Annotated in this window: 14 protein-coding genes; 7 read left to right on the plus strand and 7 right to left on the minus strand. The window is 71.1% G+C overall.

The genetic code is table 11. The features are described from left to right. Nucleotides 1-35 precede the first annotated feature (35 nt). Complete coding sequence (locus VO99_RS02170) at nucleotides 36-1,745, plus strand: ATP-dependent DNA ligase (RefSeq protein ID WP_046111117.1); 1,710 nt, start codon at nucleotides 36-38, stop codon at nucleotides 1,743-1,745. A gap of 13 nt (nucleotides 1,746-1,758) precedes the next feature. Here the strand turns inward: VO99_RS02170 and VO99_RS02175 are convergent, their stop codons facing one another. Together VO99_RS02175 and VO99_RS02180 are read right to left on the minus strand one after the other, a co-directional pair. After that, complete coding sequence (locus tag VO99_RS02175) at nucleotides 1,759-3,174, minus strand: CoA transferase (RefSeq protein ID WP_046111118.1); 1,416 nt, start codon at nucleotides 3,172-3,174, stop codon at nucleotides 1,759-1,761. 60 nt (nucleotides 3,175-3,234) lie between these two features. Then, the gene (locus VO99_RS02180) at nucleotides 3,235-3,960 is read right to left on the minus strand and encodes a gamma-glutamyl-gamma-aminobutyrate hydrolase family protein (protein WP_232315237.1); all 726 of its coding nucleotides are present in this window, start codon (nucleotides 3,958-3,960) and stop codon (nucleotides 3,235-3,237) included. A 248-nt stretch (nucleotides 3,961-4,208) separates the two neighbouring features. Between VO99_RS02180 and VO99_RS02185 the strand changes: the two genes are divergently transcribed. Further along, a complete protein-coding gene (locus tag VO99_RS02185) occupies nucleotides 4,209-5,876 on the plus strand; it encodes a Na/Pi cotransporter family protein (protein WP_046111120.1) in 1,668 nt (555 codons plus the stop codon). Nucleotides 5,877-5,961: 85 nt separating this feature from the next. On the opposite strand, the gene VO99_RS02190 is transcribed toward VO99_RS02185, so the two are convergent. The 5 genes from VO99_RS02190 to VO99_RS02210 all read right to left on the minus strand — a co-directional run bounded on the left by VO99_RS02190 (nucleotide 5,962) and on the right by VO99_RS02210 (nucleotide 12,876). Beyond that, nucleotides 5,962-8,421, minus strand: a complete 2,460-nt coding sequence (locus VO99_RS02190) for a response regulator (RefSeq protein ID WP_046111121.1) — start codon at nucleotides 8,419-8,421, stop codon at nucleotides 5,962-5,964. After that, nucleotides 8,418-8,954 (minus strand): response regulator, encoded by a 537-nt coding sequence (locus VO99_RS02195; protein WP_083440285.1) that lies wholly within the window; start codon nucleotides 8,952-8,954, stop codon nucleotides 8,418-8,420. The genes VO99_RS02190 and VO99_RS02195 overlap by 4 nt, the downstream gene beginning before the upstream one ends. After that, nucleotides 8,951-11,167, minus strand: a complete 2,217-nt coding sequence (locus VO99_RS02200) for an ATP-binding protein (RefSeq protein WP_198156836.1) — start codon at nucleotides 11,165-11,167, stop codon at nucleotides 8,951-8,953. Before VO99_RS02200 ends, VO99_RS02195 begins: the two co-directional genes overlap by 4 nt. Next, nucleotides 11,164-11,808 (minus strand): biliverdin-producing heme oxygenase, encoded by a 645-nt coding sequence (locus VO99_RS28550; RefSeq protein ID WP_052736037.1) that lies wholly within the window; start codon nucleotides 11,806-11,808, stop codon nucleotides 11,164-11,166. Before VO99_RS28550 ends, VO99_RS02200 begins: the two co-directional genes overlap by 4 nt. Before the next feature lie 138 nt (nucleotides 11,809-11,946). Beyond that, nucleotides 11,947-12,876, minus strand: coding sequence for a carbohydrate kinase family protein (locus tag VO99_RS02210; RefSeq protein ID WP_046111123.1), 930 nt, complete (start codon nucleotides 12,874-12,876; stop codon nucleotides 11,947-11,949). A gap of 166 nt (nucleotides 12,877-13,042) precedes the next feature. Here VO99_RS02210 and VO99_RS02215 point away from each other — a divergent pair, with 166 nt between their 5' ends. Genes VO99_RS02215 through VO99_RS02235 form a run of 5 tightly spaced genes read left to right on the plus strand, consistent with a single transcriptional unit; the run spans nucleotide 13,043 to nucleotide 17,554 of the window. Then, nucleotides 13,043-14,062 (plus strand): sugar ABC transporter substrate-binding protein, encoded by a 1,020-nt coding sequence (locus VO99_RS02215; protein ID WP_046111124.1) that lies wholly within the window; start codon nucleotides 13,043-13,045, stop codon nucleotides 14,060-14,062. After that, the gene (locus tag VO99_RS02220) at nucleotides 14,062-15,015 is read left to right on the plus strand and encodes an ABC transporter permease (protein WP_046111125.1); all 954 of its coding nucleotides are present in this window, start codon (nucleotides 14,062-14,064) and stop codon (nucleotides 15,013-15,015) included. Before VO99_RS02215 ends, VO99_RS02220 begins: the two co-directional genes overlap by 1 nt. Before the next feature lie 16 nt (nucleotides 15,016-15,031). Then, nucleotides 15,032-15,838 carry an ATP-binding cassette domain-containing protein gene (locus tag VO99_RS02225; RefSeq protein WP_232315238.1) on the plus strand — a complete coding sequence of 269 codons (807 nt, stop codon included), beginning with the start codon at nucleotides 15,032-15,034 and terminating at the stop codon, nucleotides 15,836-15,838. Between the two features lie 16 nt (nucleotides 15,839-15,854). After that, the gene (locus VO99_RS02230) at nucleotides 15,855-16,310 is read left to right on the plus strand and encodes an RbsD/FucU family protein (protein WP_046111126.1); all 456 of its coding nucleotides are present in this window, start codon (nucleotides 15,855-15,857) and stop codon (nucleotides 16,308-16,310) included. Beyond that, on the plus strand, nucleotides 16,310-17,554 hold the full coding sequence (locus VO99_RS02235; protein WP_046111127.1) for an ROK family transcriptional regulator: 1,245 nt from the start codon (nucleotides 16,310-16,312) through the stop codon (nucleotides 17,552-17,554). Before VO99_RS02230 ends, VO99_RS02235 begins: the two co-directional genes overlap by 1 nt. Nucleotides 17,555-17,571: the final 17 nt, after the last annotated feature.

The following is a 17,571-nucleotide window of genomic DNA, read 5'->3' on the forward strand; positions in this document are numbered from 1 at the left end:
GCCCGTGCGGGCCCGCTGCCTGCTGCACCCCGGCGATGCACGCTTTTGCCACCCTGTTCACCGCGCTGGATGCCAGCACCGCCACCAGCGACAAGGTGGCCGCATTGCGCCGCTATTTCGCCCAGGCCCGGCCGGAGGACGCCGCCTGGGCCGTGTACTTCCTGGCCGGCGGCAAGCCCCGGCAGGTGGTGCCCACCGGCGTGCTGCGCGCGCTGGCCTGTGCCGAGGCCGGCGTTCCCGAATGGCTGTTCGAAGAGAGCTACCAGGCGGTGGGCGACCTGGCGGAGACCATCGCCCATGTGCTGCCGCCGGCCGGGCAGCTGGGCGAGCCGCTGGGCCTGGCCGAATGGATCGAGCACCGGCTGCTGCCGCTGCGCGGCCTGCCGCCGGAAGAACAGGCACGCCGCGTGGCCAGCTACTGGCGCGAGCTGGACACCACCGGCCGCTTCCTGCTCACCAAGCTGATCGGCGGCGGCTTCCGCGTGGGCGTCAGCAAGCTGCTGGTGCAGCGGGCGCTGGCCGAGCATGCCGAGCTGGATGCCAAGCGCGTGGCCCAGCGCATGATGGGCTACACCGACGGCCGCTCCACGCCCAGCGCCGCGCGCTACCTGGCCCTGCTGGCGCCGGCCGCGCCAGCCCAGGAAGGCGAGCAGCGCGCGCCGGACGATGCCGGCCAGCCCTATCCCTTCTTCCTCGCGCACCAGCTGGAAGGCGATGCCGCCGATTTCGAAGCCCGCCTCGGCCCGCCCGAGCGCTGGCTGGTGGAGTGGAAGTTCGACGGCATCCGGGCGCAGATCGTCAAGCGCGCCGGGCGGGTGTGGATCTGGTCGCGCGGCGAGGACCTGATCACCGAACGCTTTCCCGAGATCGTCGCGCTGGCGCAGCCGCTGCCCGACGGCACGGTGCTGGATGGCGAGCTGGTGGTGTGGCAGGACGAGCGGCCGGCGCCGTTCGCGCTGCTGCAGCAGCGCATCGGCCGCCTCAAGCTCACCAAGAAGGTGCTGGGCGACGCGCCGGTCAACTTCATCGCCTACGACCTGCTGGAGTGGCAGGGCGTGGACTGGCGGGCCCAGCCGCATACCGCGCGCCGCCAGCAGCTGGAGCAGGTGCTGGCCGACAGCCGCATGCAGCTCTCGCCCATGGTGCAGGCGGCGGACTGGCCGGCCCTGGCCGAGCTGCGCATCGAGTCGCGCGAGCGGGGCGTGGAGGGCTTCATGCTCAAGCAGCGCGATGCCGCCTATGGCACCGGCCGCACCAAGTCCAGCGGCACCTGGTGGAAGTGGAAGATCGAGCCGATGACCGCCGATGGCGTGCTGGTGTATGCCCAGCGCGGCCACGGCCGGCGGGCCAGCGTCTACACCGACTACACCTTCGCGGTGTGGAACCGCCAGCCGGCCGATGCCGCCGAGGCGCAGGCGGTGCTCGATGCCATCGCCCGGCGCGAGCCGGCCCAGCCCGGCGCGCTGCAGCTGGTGCCGTTCGCCAAGGCGTACTCGGGCCTGACGGATGCCGAGTTCGCCGAGGTGGACCGCGTGATCCGCGCCAACACGCTGGAGAAGTTCGGCCCGGTGCGCAGCGTCAAGCCCACGCTGGTGTTCGAGCTGGGCTTCGAGGGCATCCAGCGCAGCCCGCGGCACAAGAGCGGCATCGCCACCCGTTTTCCGCGCATGCTGCGCATCCGGCACGACAAGCCGCTGTGGGAAGCCGACACGCTGCAGACGCTGGAAGCGCTGATCCACGGCTGAGGCGCGGCAGCCTTCAGTCCCAGCGCGGCGGATGGCTGCCCGGCGGCATCGAAGGCCGCTGCCAGGCCGGCGGCGTTCGGGAAAAGCGCACCGGATGGCGCAGCACCGTCAGCGCCCCGAAGCCGCTGGCTTCCTGCACCAGGTACGGGTCGAAAGAAGGCGGCACCACCTGCAGCCCGCCCGGCAGCCGCCCCAGGCTGCGCAGCCAGGCGCCCACGCCGGCCAGCGACACCTGCACATGCCAGCTGCCGCCTTCGTGCTGCTGGCGCCACAGCGCGGCCTGCGCGCCGAAGGCCAGCAGGTAGCCGGCGGCGTAGTCCAGGATCTGCAGCGGCAGGGCGCGCGGCGTGTGGCTGCCGGCGGCCAGGGCTTCGGCCAGGTTGAAGCCGGTGGCCGTCTGCACCAGGGAATCGAAGCCGCGGCGGCCGGCCCACGGGCCTTCGGCGCCATAGGCGCTGAGCGACACCACCACGATGCCCGGCCGCAGCCGCGCCAGCGCCTCGGCCGAGAAGCCGAAGCCGGCCAGCGCACCCGGCCGGTAACCCTGCAGGAACACATGGGCCTGCGCCGCCAGGCCGCGCAAGGTGGCCCGGCCGGGCTCGTCCATCAGGTCGATCAGCACCGAGCGCTTGCCGCGGCTGGTGTCGGCGATGGCGGCGATGTTGGGCAGCGAGGGCGAGTTCACCAGCATCACGTCCGCGCCATACGCGGCCAGCGTGCGGCCGGCCACCGGCCCGGCGAGGATGCGGGTGAGGTCCAGCACCCGCAGCCCGGACAGCGGCGGCGCGTCGTCGCTGGCCAGGGCCGGCCAGGCCAGCGGCCCGCCCGCCTGGCCGGCCGGCTCGATGCGGTTGATGCGCACCACCGGCTGCGCGGCCACCGCCACGCCTTGCGGATGGCTGTCCCATTGCTCGAAGCTGCGCGCCGCGGCCACCACCAGTCCGGCATCGGCCGCTGCGGCCTCGAAGCCTTCTGCATTCCAGTGGCGCAGCGCCTGCTGCACTGCCTCGCGGCCGGTGGCCTCGCCCGGCGGCAGGCCCAGCAGTCGCAGCGCGCCGTCGCGGTGGTGCGCGAAGTTGGCATGGATGCGGACCCAGCCGGCTTCGCCATCGGGGCCACAGGCATACAGGCCGGAGATCTTGTCCCACAGCGGTGGCTGCACGCCATCGACCAGGAAGTGCGCGCAGCTGTCCAGCGCGGCATGCACCCGGTCCACGTCGACCTGCTGGCGTGCCTGCCCGCCGCCGCGCCAGTGCCACAGCTCGGCCGCGGCCAGCGCCGCGGCGCCGAGCGAGGCCTGGGCCGCGGTGGCCACCGCGAAGGAGGAGGGCAGCACCGGCGCGTCGCCGGCCAGCGTGGCCTGGGCCAGGGCCGCCGCCGGCAGGCCGGCCTGCTGCCACAACGCGGCCAGCGCGTCGGCGGCCGTCATGGGCGGGGCGGAAGCGGGTTCTGCGCGCACGGCCGGGCCTGCGGTGGATGGCGGCGCGTGCTACTGCGCCTTGCGGGCGCGCACCGCCGATAGGAAGTCGTCGAGGATGGGCGAGCCGTCGAGCTGGTCGTCATGCCAGCGGTTCAGTGCCATGAACTCGGGGTGCCACTGCATGCCGAACACATAGCTCGGGCCTTTCCAGCGGATGGCTTCCACCACGCCGTCGGGGATGGCCAGCGCCTCCACCTCCAGGTCGTGGCCCAGCGTCTTCACCGACTGGTGGTGGATGGAGTTGATGGCGCCGGTGCTGCGGTCGGGGTACAGCCCGGCCAGCCGGGTGCCGCGCACCAGGCTCACGCGGTGGAACTGGCGTTCGTAGGTGTTCTCGTCGTGGTGGCGCAGCGCGCCGGGCAGCTGGGTGGGAATGTCCTGGTACAGCGAGCCGCCGAAGGCCACGTTCAGCAGCTGGCAGCCGCGGCAGATGCCCAGCACCGGCTTGCCGGCGGAGATGAAGGCGTCCAGCAGTTCCATCTCATAGAGGTCGCGCACCCGGTCGCCGGCCCAGGCCGGCTTCATCGGGGTTTCGCCATAGGTCTCGGGTGAGACGTCGGTGCCGCCTTGCAGCACCAGGCCGTCCAGCATGTCGGCGTAGTGGCGCAGGCTCATGTCGCTGCGCCGGACCAGGCTCTCGCTTTCCACCGCGGGAATCATCACGCCCAGCACCTCGCGCGACATCACCCAGTGCGCCACCGACTGCTCCAGGTAATGCAGCGTGCGGGTAAACACGCCACCCAGGCTGGGGACGGGTGTCGTCGGATGGTAGATGCGCGCGGAAAGCCCGATAAGCAGGGGCTTGGTGCTGGCAACCGGGGCGGAGGGGACGTCAGGCATGGAAGGCGTGAAGCGCGTTGGGGCAGGCGGGTGAAAGGCAATCGCCATGCCCTGGCCCGGGTCCTGCGTGATGCGCCCACTGTATCGGCGCACCCGGGCCCTGCGCCGCACCGGCCGTCAAAAAACTACGTAAGCTGCATTCGATGATCCACCTGCTGAATCTGCTGGCCGCCATCGCCCTGCTGGTCTGGGGCACCCACATCGTTCGTACCGGCGTGCTGCAGGTGTTCGGTGAAAACCTCCGTACGGTGCTGGCCTCCAGCTTCAGCCGGCGGGTGCCGGCGATGCTGGCGGGGCTGGGCGTCACCAGCCTCGTGCAGTCGAGCACCGCCACCTGCCTGATCGTGGCCTCGTTCGTGGGCAAGGGGCTGGTGAGCACCAGCGCCGCGCTGGCGGTGATGCTGGGCGCGGACATGGGCACGGCGCTGATGGCGGTGGTGTTTTCCTTCGACCTGTCGTGGCTGTCGCCGCTGCTGATCTTCGTCGGCGTGGTGATGTTCGTCTCGCGCCAGAACACCGTGGGTGGCCGGGTGGGGCGAGTGCTCATCGGGCTGGGGCTCATCACGCTGGCGCTGCAGCTCATCGTGCAGGCCACCGAGCCGATGACCCGGTCGCCGGTGGTGCGCACGCTGCTGGTGTCGCTGCCCAACGAGATCCTGCTGGACGTGCTGGTGGGCGCGGTGCTCACGGTGGCGGCCTATTCCAGCCTGGCCATCGTGCTGCTCACCGCCACGCTGGCCTCGCAGGGCCTGCTGCCCACGAACGTGGCGCTGGGGCTGGTGATCGGCGCCAACCTGGGCAGCGGCGTGCTGGCCATCCTCGCCACCAGCGGCGCCGCGCCGCAGGTGCGCCGCCTGCCCATCGGCAACTTCATCTTCAAGGCCACCGGTGCGGTGCTGGCGATGCCGCTGCTGGGCCATGTGCATGTGCTGCTGCAGCAGCAGATACCGGTGGTGCACCAGCAGATCGTGCTGTTCCACCTCGGCTTCAACATCACGCTGGCGCTGCTGTTCATCGGCTTCACCGGTGTGGTGGGCCGCTGGGTGGTCAGCTGGCTGCCCGACCCCACCCGCGGCGGCCCGGGCGAGCGCCCGCGGCACCTCGATCCCGTGGCGCTGGCCACGCCTTCGCTGGCCATCAGCTGCGCCGCACGCGAGGCGCTGCACCAGGCCGACGTGGTGGAGACCATGCTGCGCGGCATCCTGCCGGTGATCCGCCACAACGACCTGCGCCTGGCCGAGCAGCTGCGCAAGATGGACGACACGGTGGACGAGCTGTACTCGGCCATCAAGTTCTACCTGACGCAGATCTCGCGCGAGGCGCTGTCCGAGCGGGAGGGCCGGCGCTGGACCGACATCGTCAGCTTCACCATCAACATGGAGCAGATCGGCGACATCATCGAGCGGGTGCTGCAGGACGTGGAGGACAAGAAGATCCGCAAGAACCGCAGCTTCTCCGACGCCGGCATGGCCGAGATCTGCCACCTGCATGAGCGCCTGCTGGCCAACCTGCGGCTGGCGATGAGCGTCTTCCTCGACGGCCATGTGCGCGACGCGCAGCGGCTGCTGGAGGAGAAGGCCCGCTTCCGCGACCTGGAGCACGAGTACGCCGCCAGCCACATCACCCGGTTGCGCGACAACACGGCGCAGAGCATCGAGACCAGCTCGCTGCACCTGGACCTGATCAGCGACCTCAAGCGCATCAACTCGCACCTGTGCTCGATCGCCTACCCGATCCTGGAATCGGCCGGCGCGTTGGCCAGCACCCGCATCCGGCACTCGCAGCTCGCGCCGCTTACCGACGAAAGCTGATGGAGCCCCCAAGCTCGCTGGCGCTCGCTGCCCCCCGAGGGGGCGCACCCGCCCTTGGGGCGGCCCGGCGGGCGGGTGATCTCAGCTAGTTCAGCGTGCGGCTGCCACTGCCGCCGCGCAGCGCACGGCGCAGCCGGCGGGCCAGCTCCTCGTCGCGCAGCGGCTTCTGCAGCACCTGCTCTTCCGGAATGTCCTTCAGCGCCGCCAGGTCGACGAAACCGGTGAGGAACATCGTCTTCAGGTGCGGATGCGACAGCTTGAGCAGCCGCACCAGCTCCGCGCCGTTCATGCCCGGCATCGCGAAGTCGGCCAGCACCAGCTCGATGTCCTTGCGCCGCGCCAGCAGCTCCAGCGCGGCACCGCCGCTGCCTGCCTCGATCACGCGGTAGCCGATGGCGCGCAGCATCGACGAGGTGGCATCGCGCACCGCCGGGTCGTCGTCCACCAGCAGCAGCGTGTGGCTGGGCTCGCTGCCGTCCAGCAGGCCGTGCTGGGTCACCTCCGGCTCGCGCTGGCGCACCTCGCCCATCGCGCGTGGCATGAACACATGCACCGAGGTGCCCTTGCCCGGCTGGGTGTCGATGCGCACGCCGCCGCCCGACTGCTTGGCGAAGCCGTACACCTGCGCCAGCCCCAGGCCCGACCCCTTGCCCACCTCCTTGGTGGTGAAGAAGGGCTCGAAGGCCTTGGCCAGCACCTCGGGGGTCATGCCGCTGCCGGTGTCGCTGACTGTGAGCCGCACATAGTCGCCGGCCTCGGGTTCTTCCGGCCGCTGCGGCGGGCCCAGCGTGACGTTGGCGGTGCGCACGGTCAGGCTGCCGCCCACCTCCATCGCGTCGCGGGCGTTGATGGCCAGGTTGAGCACGATGAGTTCCATCTGCGTCACGTCCACCAGCGCGGGCCACAGCGGCTTGGTCAGCTCGGTGGCCAGGCGCACGCTGCCGCCCATGGTGGACTGCAGCAGGTCGCGCAGCGCCAGCACGGTGTCGTTCAGGTCGATGACCTGCGGCTCCAGCCGCTGCCGGCGCGAGAAGGCCAGCATCTGCGCGGTGAGCTTGGCGCCGCGTTCGGCCGCGCTCTGCATCGAATCGAGCCGCTTGAGCACCCGTTCGTCCGGCGCGCCGCCCTGGTTGAGCAGCCGGCGGATCAGGCTGATGTTGGACAGCACCACCGTGAGCAGGTTGTTGAAGTCGTGCGCCACGCCCGAGGTGAGCTGGCCCACGGCCTCCAGCCGCTGCATCTGCTGCAGCGTGGCTTCCACCCGGCCGCGTTCGGCGATCTGTTCCTTCAGCTCCTGGTTGGTGGCGGCCAGTTCGTCGGCGGCAGCCCGCTCCTCGGTCACGTCGCGGCCGATGGCGTAGAAGTAACCGGCATCGGGCCGCACCGCCCAGCGGATCCAGCGGTAGCTGCCGTAGCGCGTGCGCACGCGGCTGTCGAAGCGCGCGGTGCCGGCGCCGGCGCCCAGGGTGTCCATTGCGGTGCGGGTCACCGCCACGTCGGCCGGGTGCAGCAGCTCCACGATGGCCTGGCTCATCACCTCGGCGGCCGGCCAGCCCAGCAGGCTTTCCCAGGCGGGATTGAGCGCCTCGGGCGTGCCGTCGGGCCGCCACACCGCCATCAGGTCGGCCGACAGGTTCCAGATGCGGTCGCGCTCGCGGGTGCGCTGCTCCACCCGCTCGCCCAGCGCTTCGTTCAGCCGGCGCAGGGCCTCGCCCTTGCGGCGCTGGCCGGTCACGTCCCGCGCGGTGCCCACCAGCCGCGGGCCGCCGTCGTCGCTGTCGAAGCGGCGGCCGGCGATGGCCAGCCAGCGCACCCGCTGGTCGGACAGGGTGATCACGCGGTGCTCGAACTCCAGCTCCGGCCGGCCGTCGGGCACCAGCGCGGCGGCCAGCGACTGCTCGAACAGCACGCGGTCGTCCGGGTGCACCACCTGCGACACGAAGTACGCGTAATCGACCTGCGCGCCGGGCAGGATGTCGGCGATGCGGCGCAGGCCGTCGTCGATCCACAGCCGCGGGCCGGTGGGATCGAACTCCCAGACGCCGATGTTGGCCGCCTCGGCCGCCAGGCGGAACAGCACCTCGGCCTGGCGCTGGCGCTCCAGCGCGAGCCGGGCGGTGGCCTCGCTGGCGCCCAGCGCCGCTTCGGCGTCGCGGCGGCGCATGCGCTCGCGGGCCTCGGCCAGCGCCCGTTCCACCGCCTTGGGCAGCCGCGCCAGGTTGCGCTTGAGCACGTAGTCGGTGGCGCCCTGGCGCAGCGCGTCGGTGGCCACGTCCTCGCCCACTACGCCGGACACGAAGACAAAGGGCACGTCCGGCAGCTTCTCCAGCGCCTGCCGCAGCGCGGCAATGCCGTCGAAGTCGGGCAGCGAGTAGTCGGCCAGCACCAGGTCGATGTCGCTGCGCTGCAGCGCAGCCAGGAACTCGCTGCGGCGCGCCGCCCGCACCACCTCGATGGGCATCTGGGCCCGCTGGAGGTAGGTGCAGATCAGCTCGGTGTCGATGTCGCTGTCTTCGAGGAGCAGGACGCGAGCGGGGCCGTTCATCGGATCGGCAGGCGGGGCGGCGGTTGGTTCAGCACGGCCCAGAACATGCCCAGTTCCTGGATCGCCTGCAGGAAGGCGCGGAAATCCACCGGCTTGACGACGAAGGCATTCACGCCCAGTTCGTAGCTGCGCACCAGGTCGCGTTCCTCGCGGGAGGAGGTGAGCATCACGATGGGCACGGCGCGCAGCAGCGGGTCCTTCTTCACCCGCTCCAGCACTTCCAGGCCGTCCAGCCGGGGCAGCTTCAGGTCCAGCAGCACCACCGCGGGGTCGCCGCTGTCGCGGCCGGCCCAGGCGCCGCGGGCATGCAGGTAGTCCAGTGCTTCCACGCCGTCACGGGCCACATGCACCGGGTTGGCCAGCTGGCAGCGTTCCAGCGCGGCCAGGGCCAGCTCCAGGTCGTTGGGGCTGTCCTCCACCAGCAGGATGGGCCGCAGCTCGGCCGAACGGCTGGCCGAAGCCAGCAGCTCGATGGTCTTGTGCAGGGAGGCGTCCGGGCTCGGACCGCCTTCCGCGTGAGGAATCTTCGTCATGATTCGCCTTGTTTCTGGGCCGGGCGCGGTACGCCGAATCGGAAGGTGGCGCCCTCGTCGGGTGCGCCTTCGGCCGCGATCCAACCGCCGTGGCGGTCGATGATGCGGCGGGTGAGTGCCAGGCCAATGCCGCTGCCCTCGAAATCCTCGACACGGTGCAGGCGCTGGAACACGCCGAACAGCTTGCCCTGGTAGGCCATGTCGAAGCCGACCCCGTTGTCGGAGACGGTGTACACGGTCTCGTGCGCGCGTTGTTCGCCGCTGATGCGGATCACGGCCACCGGCTTGCGGCGGGTGTACTTGATGGCGTTGTCCACCAGGTTGGCCCAGGCCTGGCGCAGCAGCGAGGCATCGCCCCAGGCCGGCGGCAGCGGACCGATCTCCCAGGTGACCTGGCGGGTGCCCTGGTCGATGCGCATGGAGCGGCGCACCTCCTCCACCAGCTTGGCCATGTCCACCGGCGCCATCTCCAGGCTGGCCCGGCCGAGCTGGGAGAAGTTCAGCAGGTCGTCGACCAGGCGGCCGGCCGACAGCGCCGACTCGATGATGGTGTCCAGGTAGTGGCGCGAGCGGCTGGCGAGCTGCGGCTCGCTTTCGCCCAGCAGCTGGGCGAAGCCGACGATGTGGCGGAACGGCGCGCGCAGGTCGTGCGAGACGGAGTACGAGAACGCCTCCAGCTCGCGGTTGCTGGTCTCCAGCCGGTCGGTCAGCGCGGCGCGCTGCTCGGCCTGCTTGAGCACCAGCGTGACCATGGCCTGGCAGAAGGAGCGTGCGGCATCCACTTCCACCGGCGTCCAGCGCTGGGCGGTGCCGCGCACCTCCTGCGTCCAGGCGGCGAAGGAGGCCCGCGGCGTGAGGCTGCCGTCCGCCGTGGTGGCCTTCTCCGGCCGGCCGCCCCAGGTGACGGTGTGGATGCGCTCGGGGCGGAACCACATCACGTAGTGCGGATGGATGACCGAGATGGGCGCGGCGATCAGGCCGCAGGCGGTGTCGGCGAACTCGGCGGCCGGCGGGTAGACGGCCGGCAGGGCATGGGTGGCGAACAGCTCGCCGCGGTCCTGCCGCTGGTGCAGCCAGGTGGCCAGGGCCTTGAGCTGGGCCGGGGACGGCGCCTGGCCCACGCTGTGCACCGTGTCGCCGCGCAGCACCGCGGCACCGCTGGCGCGCGTCAGTCGCAGCCAGGCCTCGGGGCTCTTGGCCAGGCGGCCGGTCACGGCATCGGGCGCGTCCCCGGCCTCGGCCATGCGGGCCACCAGGTCGTGTTCCAGCTCCTTGGCGGCCCAGCGCAGCGCGGCTTCCTGGCCGCGTTCCCGCGCGCCGATCTTCAGCGCCAGGATCTGGCCGAGGAAGTCGCAGGCCGCGCGGGTGGGGGCGCCCACCCGCAGCGGCTGCGCATGGTGGCAGGCGATCAGGCCCCACAGCTGGCCGTCGATCACGATGGACACCGACATCGACGCCGCGGTGCCCATGTTCATCATGTACTGCAGATGCACCGGCGAGACGCTGCGCAGCGCGGCACCGGAGAGGTCCAGCGGCTGGCCGTCCAGCGGGCTGGCCGCAGGCAGCACCGGCACCGGGGTGTACATCGCGTCAGGGATCAGCCGCAGCCGGTGGCGGCGGTACAGCTCGCGCGCCTGGGCCGGGATGTCGGAAGCCGGGAAGCGCAGGTCCAGGTAGCTGGGCAGGCGGCCGTTGCCGTCCTCCGCGATCACGGTGCCGTGCCATTCCTCGTCGAAGCGGTAGACCATCACGCGGTCGAAGCCGGTGAGCTGGCGCACCTCGCGCGCGGCATGCTCACCCAGCACGGCCATGTCGTCCTCGCCCTCCACGTCGTCGAGGAAGCTGCGCAGGCGCGGGTAGAGCGAATCCAGCGTCTGCAGCTCGGTGGCGTCCAGCGGCTCCAGCTCGACGATCAGGCCCTGCGGCGTGGCATGCACCGTCATCTGCAGCAGCCGGGCCCCGCAGGCCTGGGCCTGCTGCAGCACGCCGTCGCTGGCTTCGGCCCAGGACTGCAGCAGCGCCGGCAGGGCGCCGTCGATCTGCGCGGTGCTGGTGGGTGCCTCGGGCAGGCCCAGCAGCGCGGCGGCATTGCCGCTGGCCTGCAGCACCCGGCGGCCGTCGGGGGCCACCACCAGCAATGCGCCATGCGGCTGGATGCTCCCGGGAATGTGGATGGGTTCGCGGGCGCAGGCGTCGGCGGCGGCGGCGTTCACAGCGCCACCCCCCATTCGCTGGAAGGATCGTCCTCGCCATGGTCCGGCACCACCACCGCCGGCTCCAGCCACTGCAGCAGCAGCGCGAAGGTGGCCAGCGCGCCGTCCACCACCGCCTGCTGGCGTTGCGGCGGCACGGTGGACAGCAGGGCCAGCGTCTGCCGCCAGCGCTCGCCGGTCAGGTCGCCATAGGGATGGAAATACAGCAGCCCCTCGGCCGGGCACCAGTCGGCATCGGCCAGCAGGCGGCGGGTGATCACGCGGCCGCCGAGGGTGGAGCCCTCCATCACGTACAGCGAGCCGAGCGCGCCTTCCAGCGTGCGGCACAGCTGCGCGGCTTCGGGCACCACGGGCAGCGCCTCGATGTCCAGGTCGTCGATGTCCAGTGCGCGCAGGTCGTGCTCGATCAGCGCCAGCCGCTGGCGCGGCGCAGTGAAGGCTTCGTCCTGCAGCGCACGGGCCAGTGCCGGTTCCCACGCGCGGTGGAAGCCGTGGAAGCGCATCAGCACCGCCACGAAGCGCGTGTAGCTCATCGGGCTGTCGAGCAGCCCCAGCAGGGATTCCAGCTGCGCATGTGCATCGGCCGTGGCCTCGCGCAGCCGTGCGTGGAGCGAGAGGGAAGCGGCGGGCGTGGACAGCATGGACAAGGCCGGAAGGTGGACTGCAGTCCGGCGGCGCTTGCTGTCAGCGGGCGATGCAAGGGCCAAACCGGGCACGGGTGCATGTTTTAACACCGTCGTGCCGGGCGGCTTGTCAGCGGAGGCTGATAGGCACTGTCCTCACACCGGCAGTTCGGCCCGGCGCGGCAGGTCGGCGCCGCGGCGCGAGCAGGTGATGGCGGCGGCCTGCGCCGCGAAATCCAGCGCCGCCTTGAGCTGCGTGGCCGGCAGCGTGCGCAGCGCCATCGGCGACAGTGCGTCGTGCTCGGCCAGCCAGGTGAGCAGCGCGGCCTGGAAGGTGTCGCCGGCGCCCACGGTGTCCACCACGTCCACCTTCACCGGCGCGGCCTGGGCCTGTGCCGCAGCGGTCCAGGCCAGCGCGCCTTCGCCGCCGCGTGTCACCACCACCATGGCCACGCCACGGGCCAGCCACTGCGCGGCCAGCACGTCGGGCGACTTGCCGGGGAACAGCAGGCCCAGGTCCTCGTCGCTCACTTTCAGCAGGTGGGTGCGCGGCAGCATCCAGTCCAGCAGCGCATGCCAGCGGCCCAGGTCGGGCTCCACGTTCAGGCGGATGTTGGGGTCGTAGCTGATCAGGCTGCGGCGGTGCTCGCGCTCGATCAGCGCCCGCTGCGTGGCGGCCACCGGCTCCACCACCGTGGCATAGGAGCCCACGTGAAAGGCGCGCGCCTCCGGCGGAATGGCGCCCAGCGACACCTGGGCCACGCCGCGGTCGGCCGCGCCTTCGCCATAGAAGGAATAGGAGGGCACGCCGGCGGTGTCCACGCCCACCAGGCTGAGCGTGGTACGGGCCGGGCTGCGCGGCGTGCAGCGGGTGTCCACGCCTTCGTCGGTCAGCGCGCGCATCAGCCGCTCGCCGAGGAAGCCGGTGGACACGCCGCCGAAGAAGCCGACCGGTTGGCCCAGCCGCGCCAGGCCCACGGCCACATTGAAAGGGGAGCCGCCGACGCGCGCGTCGAGCATCAGGCCGGTAGAGGTATCGCCAGCTGCAAATACATCGAACAGCGCTTCGCCGCAGACCACAAACATGGGTTTCTCCAGGGAGTTACAGGTGCGCAGCATGCCCCGCGCATGCTGCTGCGAACATCGGGTTTTCCATTAATCAATCAGCTTGATTTATTAACCGGACTCTACCAAAGTACATCCATCGGATCACCCCGATGTCGTTTTCAGACCAACACCGGAGACAACCCCCATGCCCGCACAGCGCCCCGTCCTTTCCATCGCCGCCACCGCCCTGGCCGCTGCCGCCATGCTGGGTGCAGCCGCCACGGCAAATGCGGCCGAGCCGGTCATCGGCCTGATCACCAAGACCGACACCAATCCCTTCTTCGTGAAGATGAAGGAGGGCGCCACCGAGGCGGCCAAGGCCAAGAAGGCCCGCCTGATCGCCGGTGCCGGCAAGGCCGACGGCGACAACGCCGGCCAGGTGACGGCGATGGAGAACATGATCGCGGCCGGCGCCAAGACCATCCTCATCACGCCGAGTGACGCCAAGGCCATCGTGCCGGCCATCAAGAAGGCCCGCGATCGCGGCGTGATGGTGATCGCGCTGGACAGCCCGGCCGACCCGGCCGACGCCACCGATGCGCTGTTCGCTACCAACAACTACACCGCCGGCGTGCTGATCGGCCAGTACGCCAAGGCCGCGCTGGGCGGCAAGCCGGCCAGGATCGTCACGCTGGACCTGTTCCCGGGCCACCCGGTGGGCGCGCAGCGGCACAACGGCTTCCTGAAGGGCTTCGGGCTGCCGGCGCCGGAGGCCAAGAGCAACGAGCTGGGCAGCGACCCCGCCATCGTCTGCCAGGCCGACAGCTACGGCGACCAGGCCAAGGGCCAGACGGCGATGGAGAACTGCCTGCAGAAGAGCCCCGACGTCAACGTCGTCTACACCATCAACGAGCCCGCCGCCGCCGGTGCCTACAACGCGCTGAAGAAGGCCGGCAAGGAGAAGGGCGTGGTCATCGTGTCGGTGGACGGCGGCTGCCAGGGCATCCGCGACGTCAAGGCCGGCAAGATCGCCGCCACCTCCCAGCAGTACCCGCTGAAGATGGCCTCGATGGGCGTGGACGCGGCGATCGAATACGCCACCAGCGGCAAGAAGGCCAGCGGCTACGTGGATACCGGCGTGACGCTGATCACCGACAAGCCGCTGCCCGGCATCGACAGCAAGGACGTGCAGGCCGGCACCGAGCTGTGCTGGGGGAAGAAGTGATGTGGAAGGACAAGCTGCCGCCGCTGGGCGTGCTGGGGCCGTTCATCGCCTTGCTGGTGGCGTGCCTGTTCTTCGCCACGCAGACCGACCGCTTCCTCAGCGGCGAGAACTTCTCGCTGATCCTGCAGCAGGTGATGGTGGTGGGCGTGATCGCCATCGGGCAGACGCTGATCATCCTCACCGCCGGCATCGACCTGTCCTGCGGCATGGTGATGGCGCTGGGCAGCATCGTGATGACCAAGTTCGCCGCCGACCTCGGCCTGCCCACGCCGGTGGCCATCGCCTGCGGCATCGGCGTGACCACGCTGTTCGGGCTGGTCAACGGCCTGCTGGTCACGCGGCTGAAGCTGCCGCCCTTCATCGTCACGCTGGGCACGCTGAACATCGCCTTTGCGATCACGCAGCTGTACTCGCAGTCGCAGACCGTCACCGACCTGCCCGACGCCATGACCTGGCTGGGCAGCACCTTCGGCCTGGGCGGCACCAACGTGGCCTATGGCGCGGTGCTGATGCTGCTGCTGTACTTCGCGGCCTGGTTCGCGCTGCGTGAAACCCAGTCGGGCCGCCATGTGTACGCGGTGGGCAACAACCCCGAGGCCACGCGGCTGACCGGCATTCCGACGCAGCGGGTGCTGCTGGGCGTGTACGTGATGGCGGGCGTGTTCTACGGCATTGCCTCGCTGCTGTCCGTCTCGCGCACCGGGGTGGGCGACCCCAATGCCGGCCAGACCGAGAACCTGGACGCCATCACCGCGGTGGTGCTGGGCGGCACCAGCCTGTTCGGCGGCCGCGGCGTGATCCTCGGCACCCTGGTGGGCGCGCTGATCGTCGGCGTCTTCCGCAACGGGCTGACGCTGATGGGCGTGTCGTCGGTCTACCAGGTGCTGGTCACCGGCATCCTCGTCATCCTGGCGGTGGCGGCCGACCAGATGTCGCGCAAGTCGGCCCGCTGAGCCGGAAGGAACCTCCATGAGCATGCACAACCTCGCGGCCCGGCCGCCAATCGTGATGAAGGCCACCGGCCTGGTGAAGCGCTATGGCCAGGTGACCGCCCTGGACGGCGCCGACTTCGAGCTGCGCGCCGGCGAGATCCTGGCGGTGATCGGCGACAACGGCGCGGGCAAGTCGTCGCTGATCAAGGCGCTGTCGGGCGCCACCGTGCCCGATGCCGGCGAGATCCAGCTCGACGGCCAGCCCATCCACTTCAAGAGCCCCATCGATGCCCGCCGCGCCGGCATCGAGACGGTGTACCAGGACCTGGCGGTGGCGCCCGCCATGTCCATCGCCGAGAACCTGTTCCTCGGCCGCGAGGTGCGCCGGCCCGGCGTGCTGGGCAGCGTGTTCCGCATGCTGGACAAGAAGCGCATGCTGGAAGAGAGCATCGCCCGCATGAACGACCTGAAGGTCGGCATCCGCTCGATGACGCAGGCAGTGGAGACGCTGTCCGGCGGCCAGCGGCAGTGCGTGGCCGTGGGCCGCGCCGCAGCCTTCGCGCGGCATGTGGTCATCATGGACGAGCCCACAGCCGCCCTCGGCGTGAAGGAGGGCAACATGGTGCTGGAGCTGATCCGCCGGGTGCGTGACAAGGGCCTGTCGGTGGTGCTCATCTCGCACAACATGCCGCATGTGTTCGAGGTGGCCGACCGCATCCACGTGGCCCGCCTGGGCCGCCGTGCCGCGGTGCTCGACCCGAAGAAGATCACCATGAGCGACACCGTGGCGGTGATGACCGGCGCCATGCAGCCGCAGGACATCCCGGCCGAGTGCCTGGCCTGAAGCGGGGCGGCTCCAGATGCTCAAGCACATCCATCCGCTGCTGACGCCCGAGCTGCTGAAGGTGCTGGCCGAAATGGGCCACGGCGACGAGATCGTGCTGGCCGACGCCAACTTCACCGCCCACACGCTGGCCACGCGGCGGCCGGTGCTGCACTGGCCGGGCGTGTCGATGGAAGAAGCCTGCGAGGCAGTGCTCTCGGTGCTGCCGCTGGACGAGGCGGTGGCCCAGCCGGTGGCCTGCATGCAGGTGGGCGGCAGCGCGCCGGGCTATCTTTCGGCGCTGCAGCGCCGCGTGGTGCAGGCGCTGGCCGATCGCGGCGACGCCCGGCCGGCGCAGTGCCAGGCCACCGAGCGCTTCGCCTTCTACGATCGGGCCCGCCAGGCCTTCGCCATCGTGCAGACCGGCGAGCTGCAGCCGTATGCCAACTTCCTGTTCAAGAAGGGCGTGATCGCCCAGCCGCTGGAGCCCTGATGCCATCCGCCGCACCCGCCGCCTCCCACCCGCCCGAAGCCGGGCGGCTGCGCCCGCGCGGCTCCAGCCAGGGTGGCCTGCGGCAGTACAACGAACGGGTGGTGCTGCAGGCCATCCGCCTGAACGGCGCGCTGCCGGCGGCGGAAATCGCGCGGCTGACGCAGCTCACCGCGCAGACGGTCTCGCAGATCACCAAGCGGCTGCTGGACGATGGCCTGCTGGTCAAGGGCACGCCGCTGCGCGGCAAGGTGGGCCAGCCCTCGGTGCCGCTGGCGCTGGCGCCCGATGGCGCCTATGCCATCGGCGTGAAGGTGGGCCGGCGCAGCCTGGACGTGCTGCTGGTGGACTTCACCGGTGCGGCCTGCCAGCGCTCGTCGGTCAGCTACGACTATCCCGAGCCGGAGGCGGTGTGCGCCGCCATCGACCAGCACCTGCAGGGCATGCGCGAATGGCTGGGCCCCGGCCGGCGCGAGCGGCTGCAGGGCATCGGCATCGCCGCGCCGCTGTCGCTGGGCGGGTGGCAGACGCTGCTGGGCGTGGACAGCGAACGTGCGCGCGCCTGGGACCGCATCGACCTGCCCGACCGCGTGGCCGGCATGAGCGGCCTGCCGGTCACCTTCGTCAAGGACACCGCCGCGGCCTGCGTGGCCGAGCTGGTGGCCGGCCGCGGCCGCAGCGTGCGCAGCTTCCTGTACGTGTTCGTCGATACCTTCATCGGCGGCGGCCTGGTGCTGGACAGCCACCTGCGCGGCGGCCTCAGCGGCAATGCCGGCGCGGTGGGCTCGCTGGCCATGGGCCGCGGCCGGCGCGGCGAGGCGCATCCGCCGCAGCTGCTGAGCATCGCCTCGCTGTTCACGCTGGAAACGCTGTATGCCGCCGCGGGCCTGGACCTGGGCGCCACCACCGACGCCCGCGCACTGCAGCCGCCCTGGCGCGCCTGCACCGACGCCTGGCTGGCCGAGGCCGGCCCGGCGATTGCCCTGGCCCTGCATGACGCAGCCTGCCTGCTCGACCTGGAAGGGGTAATCGTGGATGGACAGTTCAGCCGCGAGCTGCTGGCCGCGCTGCTGGAGGCGGTGGAAGCCGCCTGCGCCGACCTCAGCTGGGAAGGCGTGCGCCGGCCGCTGCTGATGCCCGGCACCATCGGCCCCGATGCCCGGGCACTGGGCGGCGCGCTGCTGCCGCTGCATGCCAACTTCGCGCCCGACCGGGACTTGTTCCTCAAGCTCGAGCGGCCTCTCTAGAATGCCTGCCCTTCGAC

The organism is Aquincola tertiaricarbonis (genome assembly GCF_000969605.1).
GTDB lineage: Bacteria > Pseudomonadota > Gammaproteobacteria > Burkholderiales > Burkholderiaceae_C > Aquincola > Aquincola tertiaricarbonis.

Excerpts from the sequence above, each read along its gene's own strand:
- VO99_RS02170 (WP_046111117.1), top strand. The coding sequence starts at position 36 with ATGCACGCTTTTGCCACCCTGTTCACCGCGCTGGATGCCAGCACCGCC.
- VO99_RS02175 (WP_046111118.1), bottom strand. The coding sequence starts at position 3,174 with ATGACGGCCGCCGACGCGCTGGCCGCGTTGTGGCAGCAGGCCGGCCTG.
- VO99_RS02185 (WP_046111120.1), top strand. The coding sequence starts at position 4,209 with ATGATCCACCTGCTGAATCTGCTGGCCGCCATCGCCCTGCTGGTCTGG.
- VO99_RS02190 (WP_046111121.1), bottom strand. The coding sequence starts at position 8,421 with ATGAACGGCCCCGCTCGCGTCCTGCTCCTCGAAGACAGCGACATCGAC.
- VO99_RS02195 (WP_083440285.1), bottom strand. The coding sequence starts at position 8,954 with ATGACGAAGATTCCTCACGCGGAAGGCGGTCCGAGCCCGGACGCCTCC.
- VO99_RS28550 (WP_052736037.1), bottom strand. The coding sequence starts at position 11,808 with ATGCTGTCCACGCCCGCCGCTTCCCTCTCGCTCCACGCACGGCTGCGC.
- VO99_RS02210 (WP_046111123.1), bottom strand. The coding sequence starts at position 12,876 with ATGTTTGTGGTCTGCGGCGAAGCGCTGTTCGATGTATTTGCAGCTGGC.
- VO99_RS02215 (WP_046111124.1), top strand. The coding sequence starts at position 13,043 with ATGCCCGCACAGCGCCCCGTCCTTTCCATCGCCGCCACCGCCCTGGCC.
- VO99_RS02220 (WP_046111125.1), top strand. The coding sequence starts at position 14,062 with ATGTGGAAGGACAAGCTGCCGCCGCTGGGCGTGCTGGGGCCGTTCATC.
- VO99_RS02225 (WP_232315238.1), top strand. The coding sequence starts at position 15,032 with ATGAGCATGCACAACCTCGCGGCCCGGCCGCCAATCGTGATGAAGGCC.
- VO99_RS02230 (WP_046111126.1), top strand. The coding sequence starts at position 15,855 with ATGCTCAAGCACATCCATCCGCTGCTGACGCCCGAGCTGCTGAAGGTG.
- VO99_RS02235 (WP_046111127.1), top strand. The coding sequence starts at position 16,310 with ATGCCATCCGCCGCACCCGCCGCCTCCCACCCGCCCGAAGCCGGGCGG.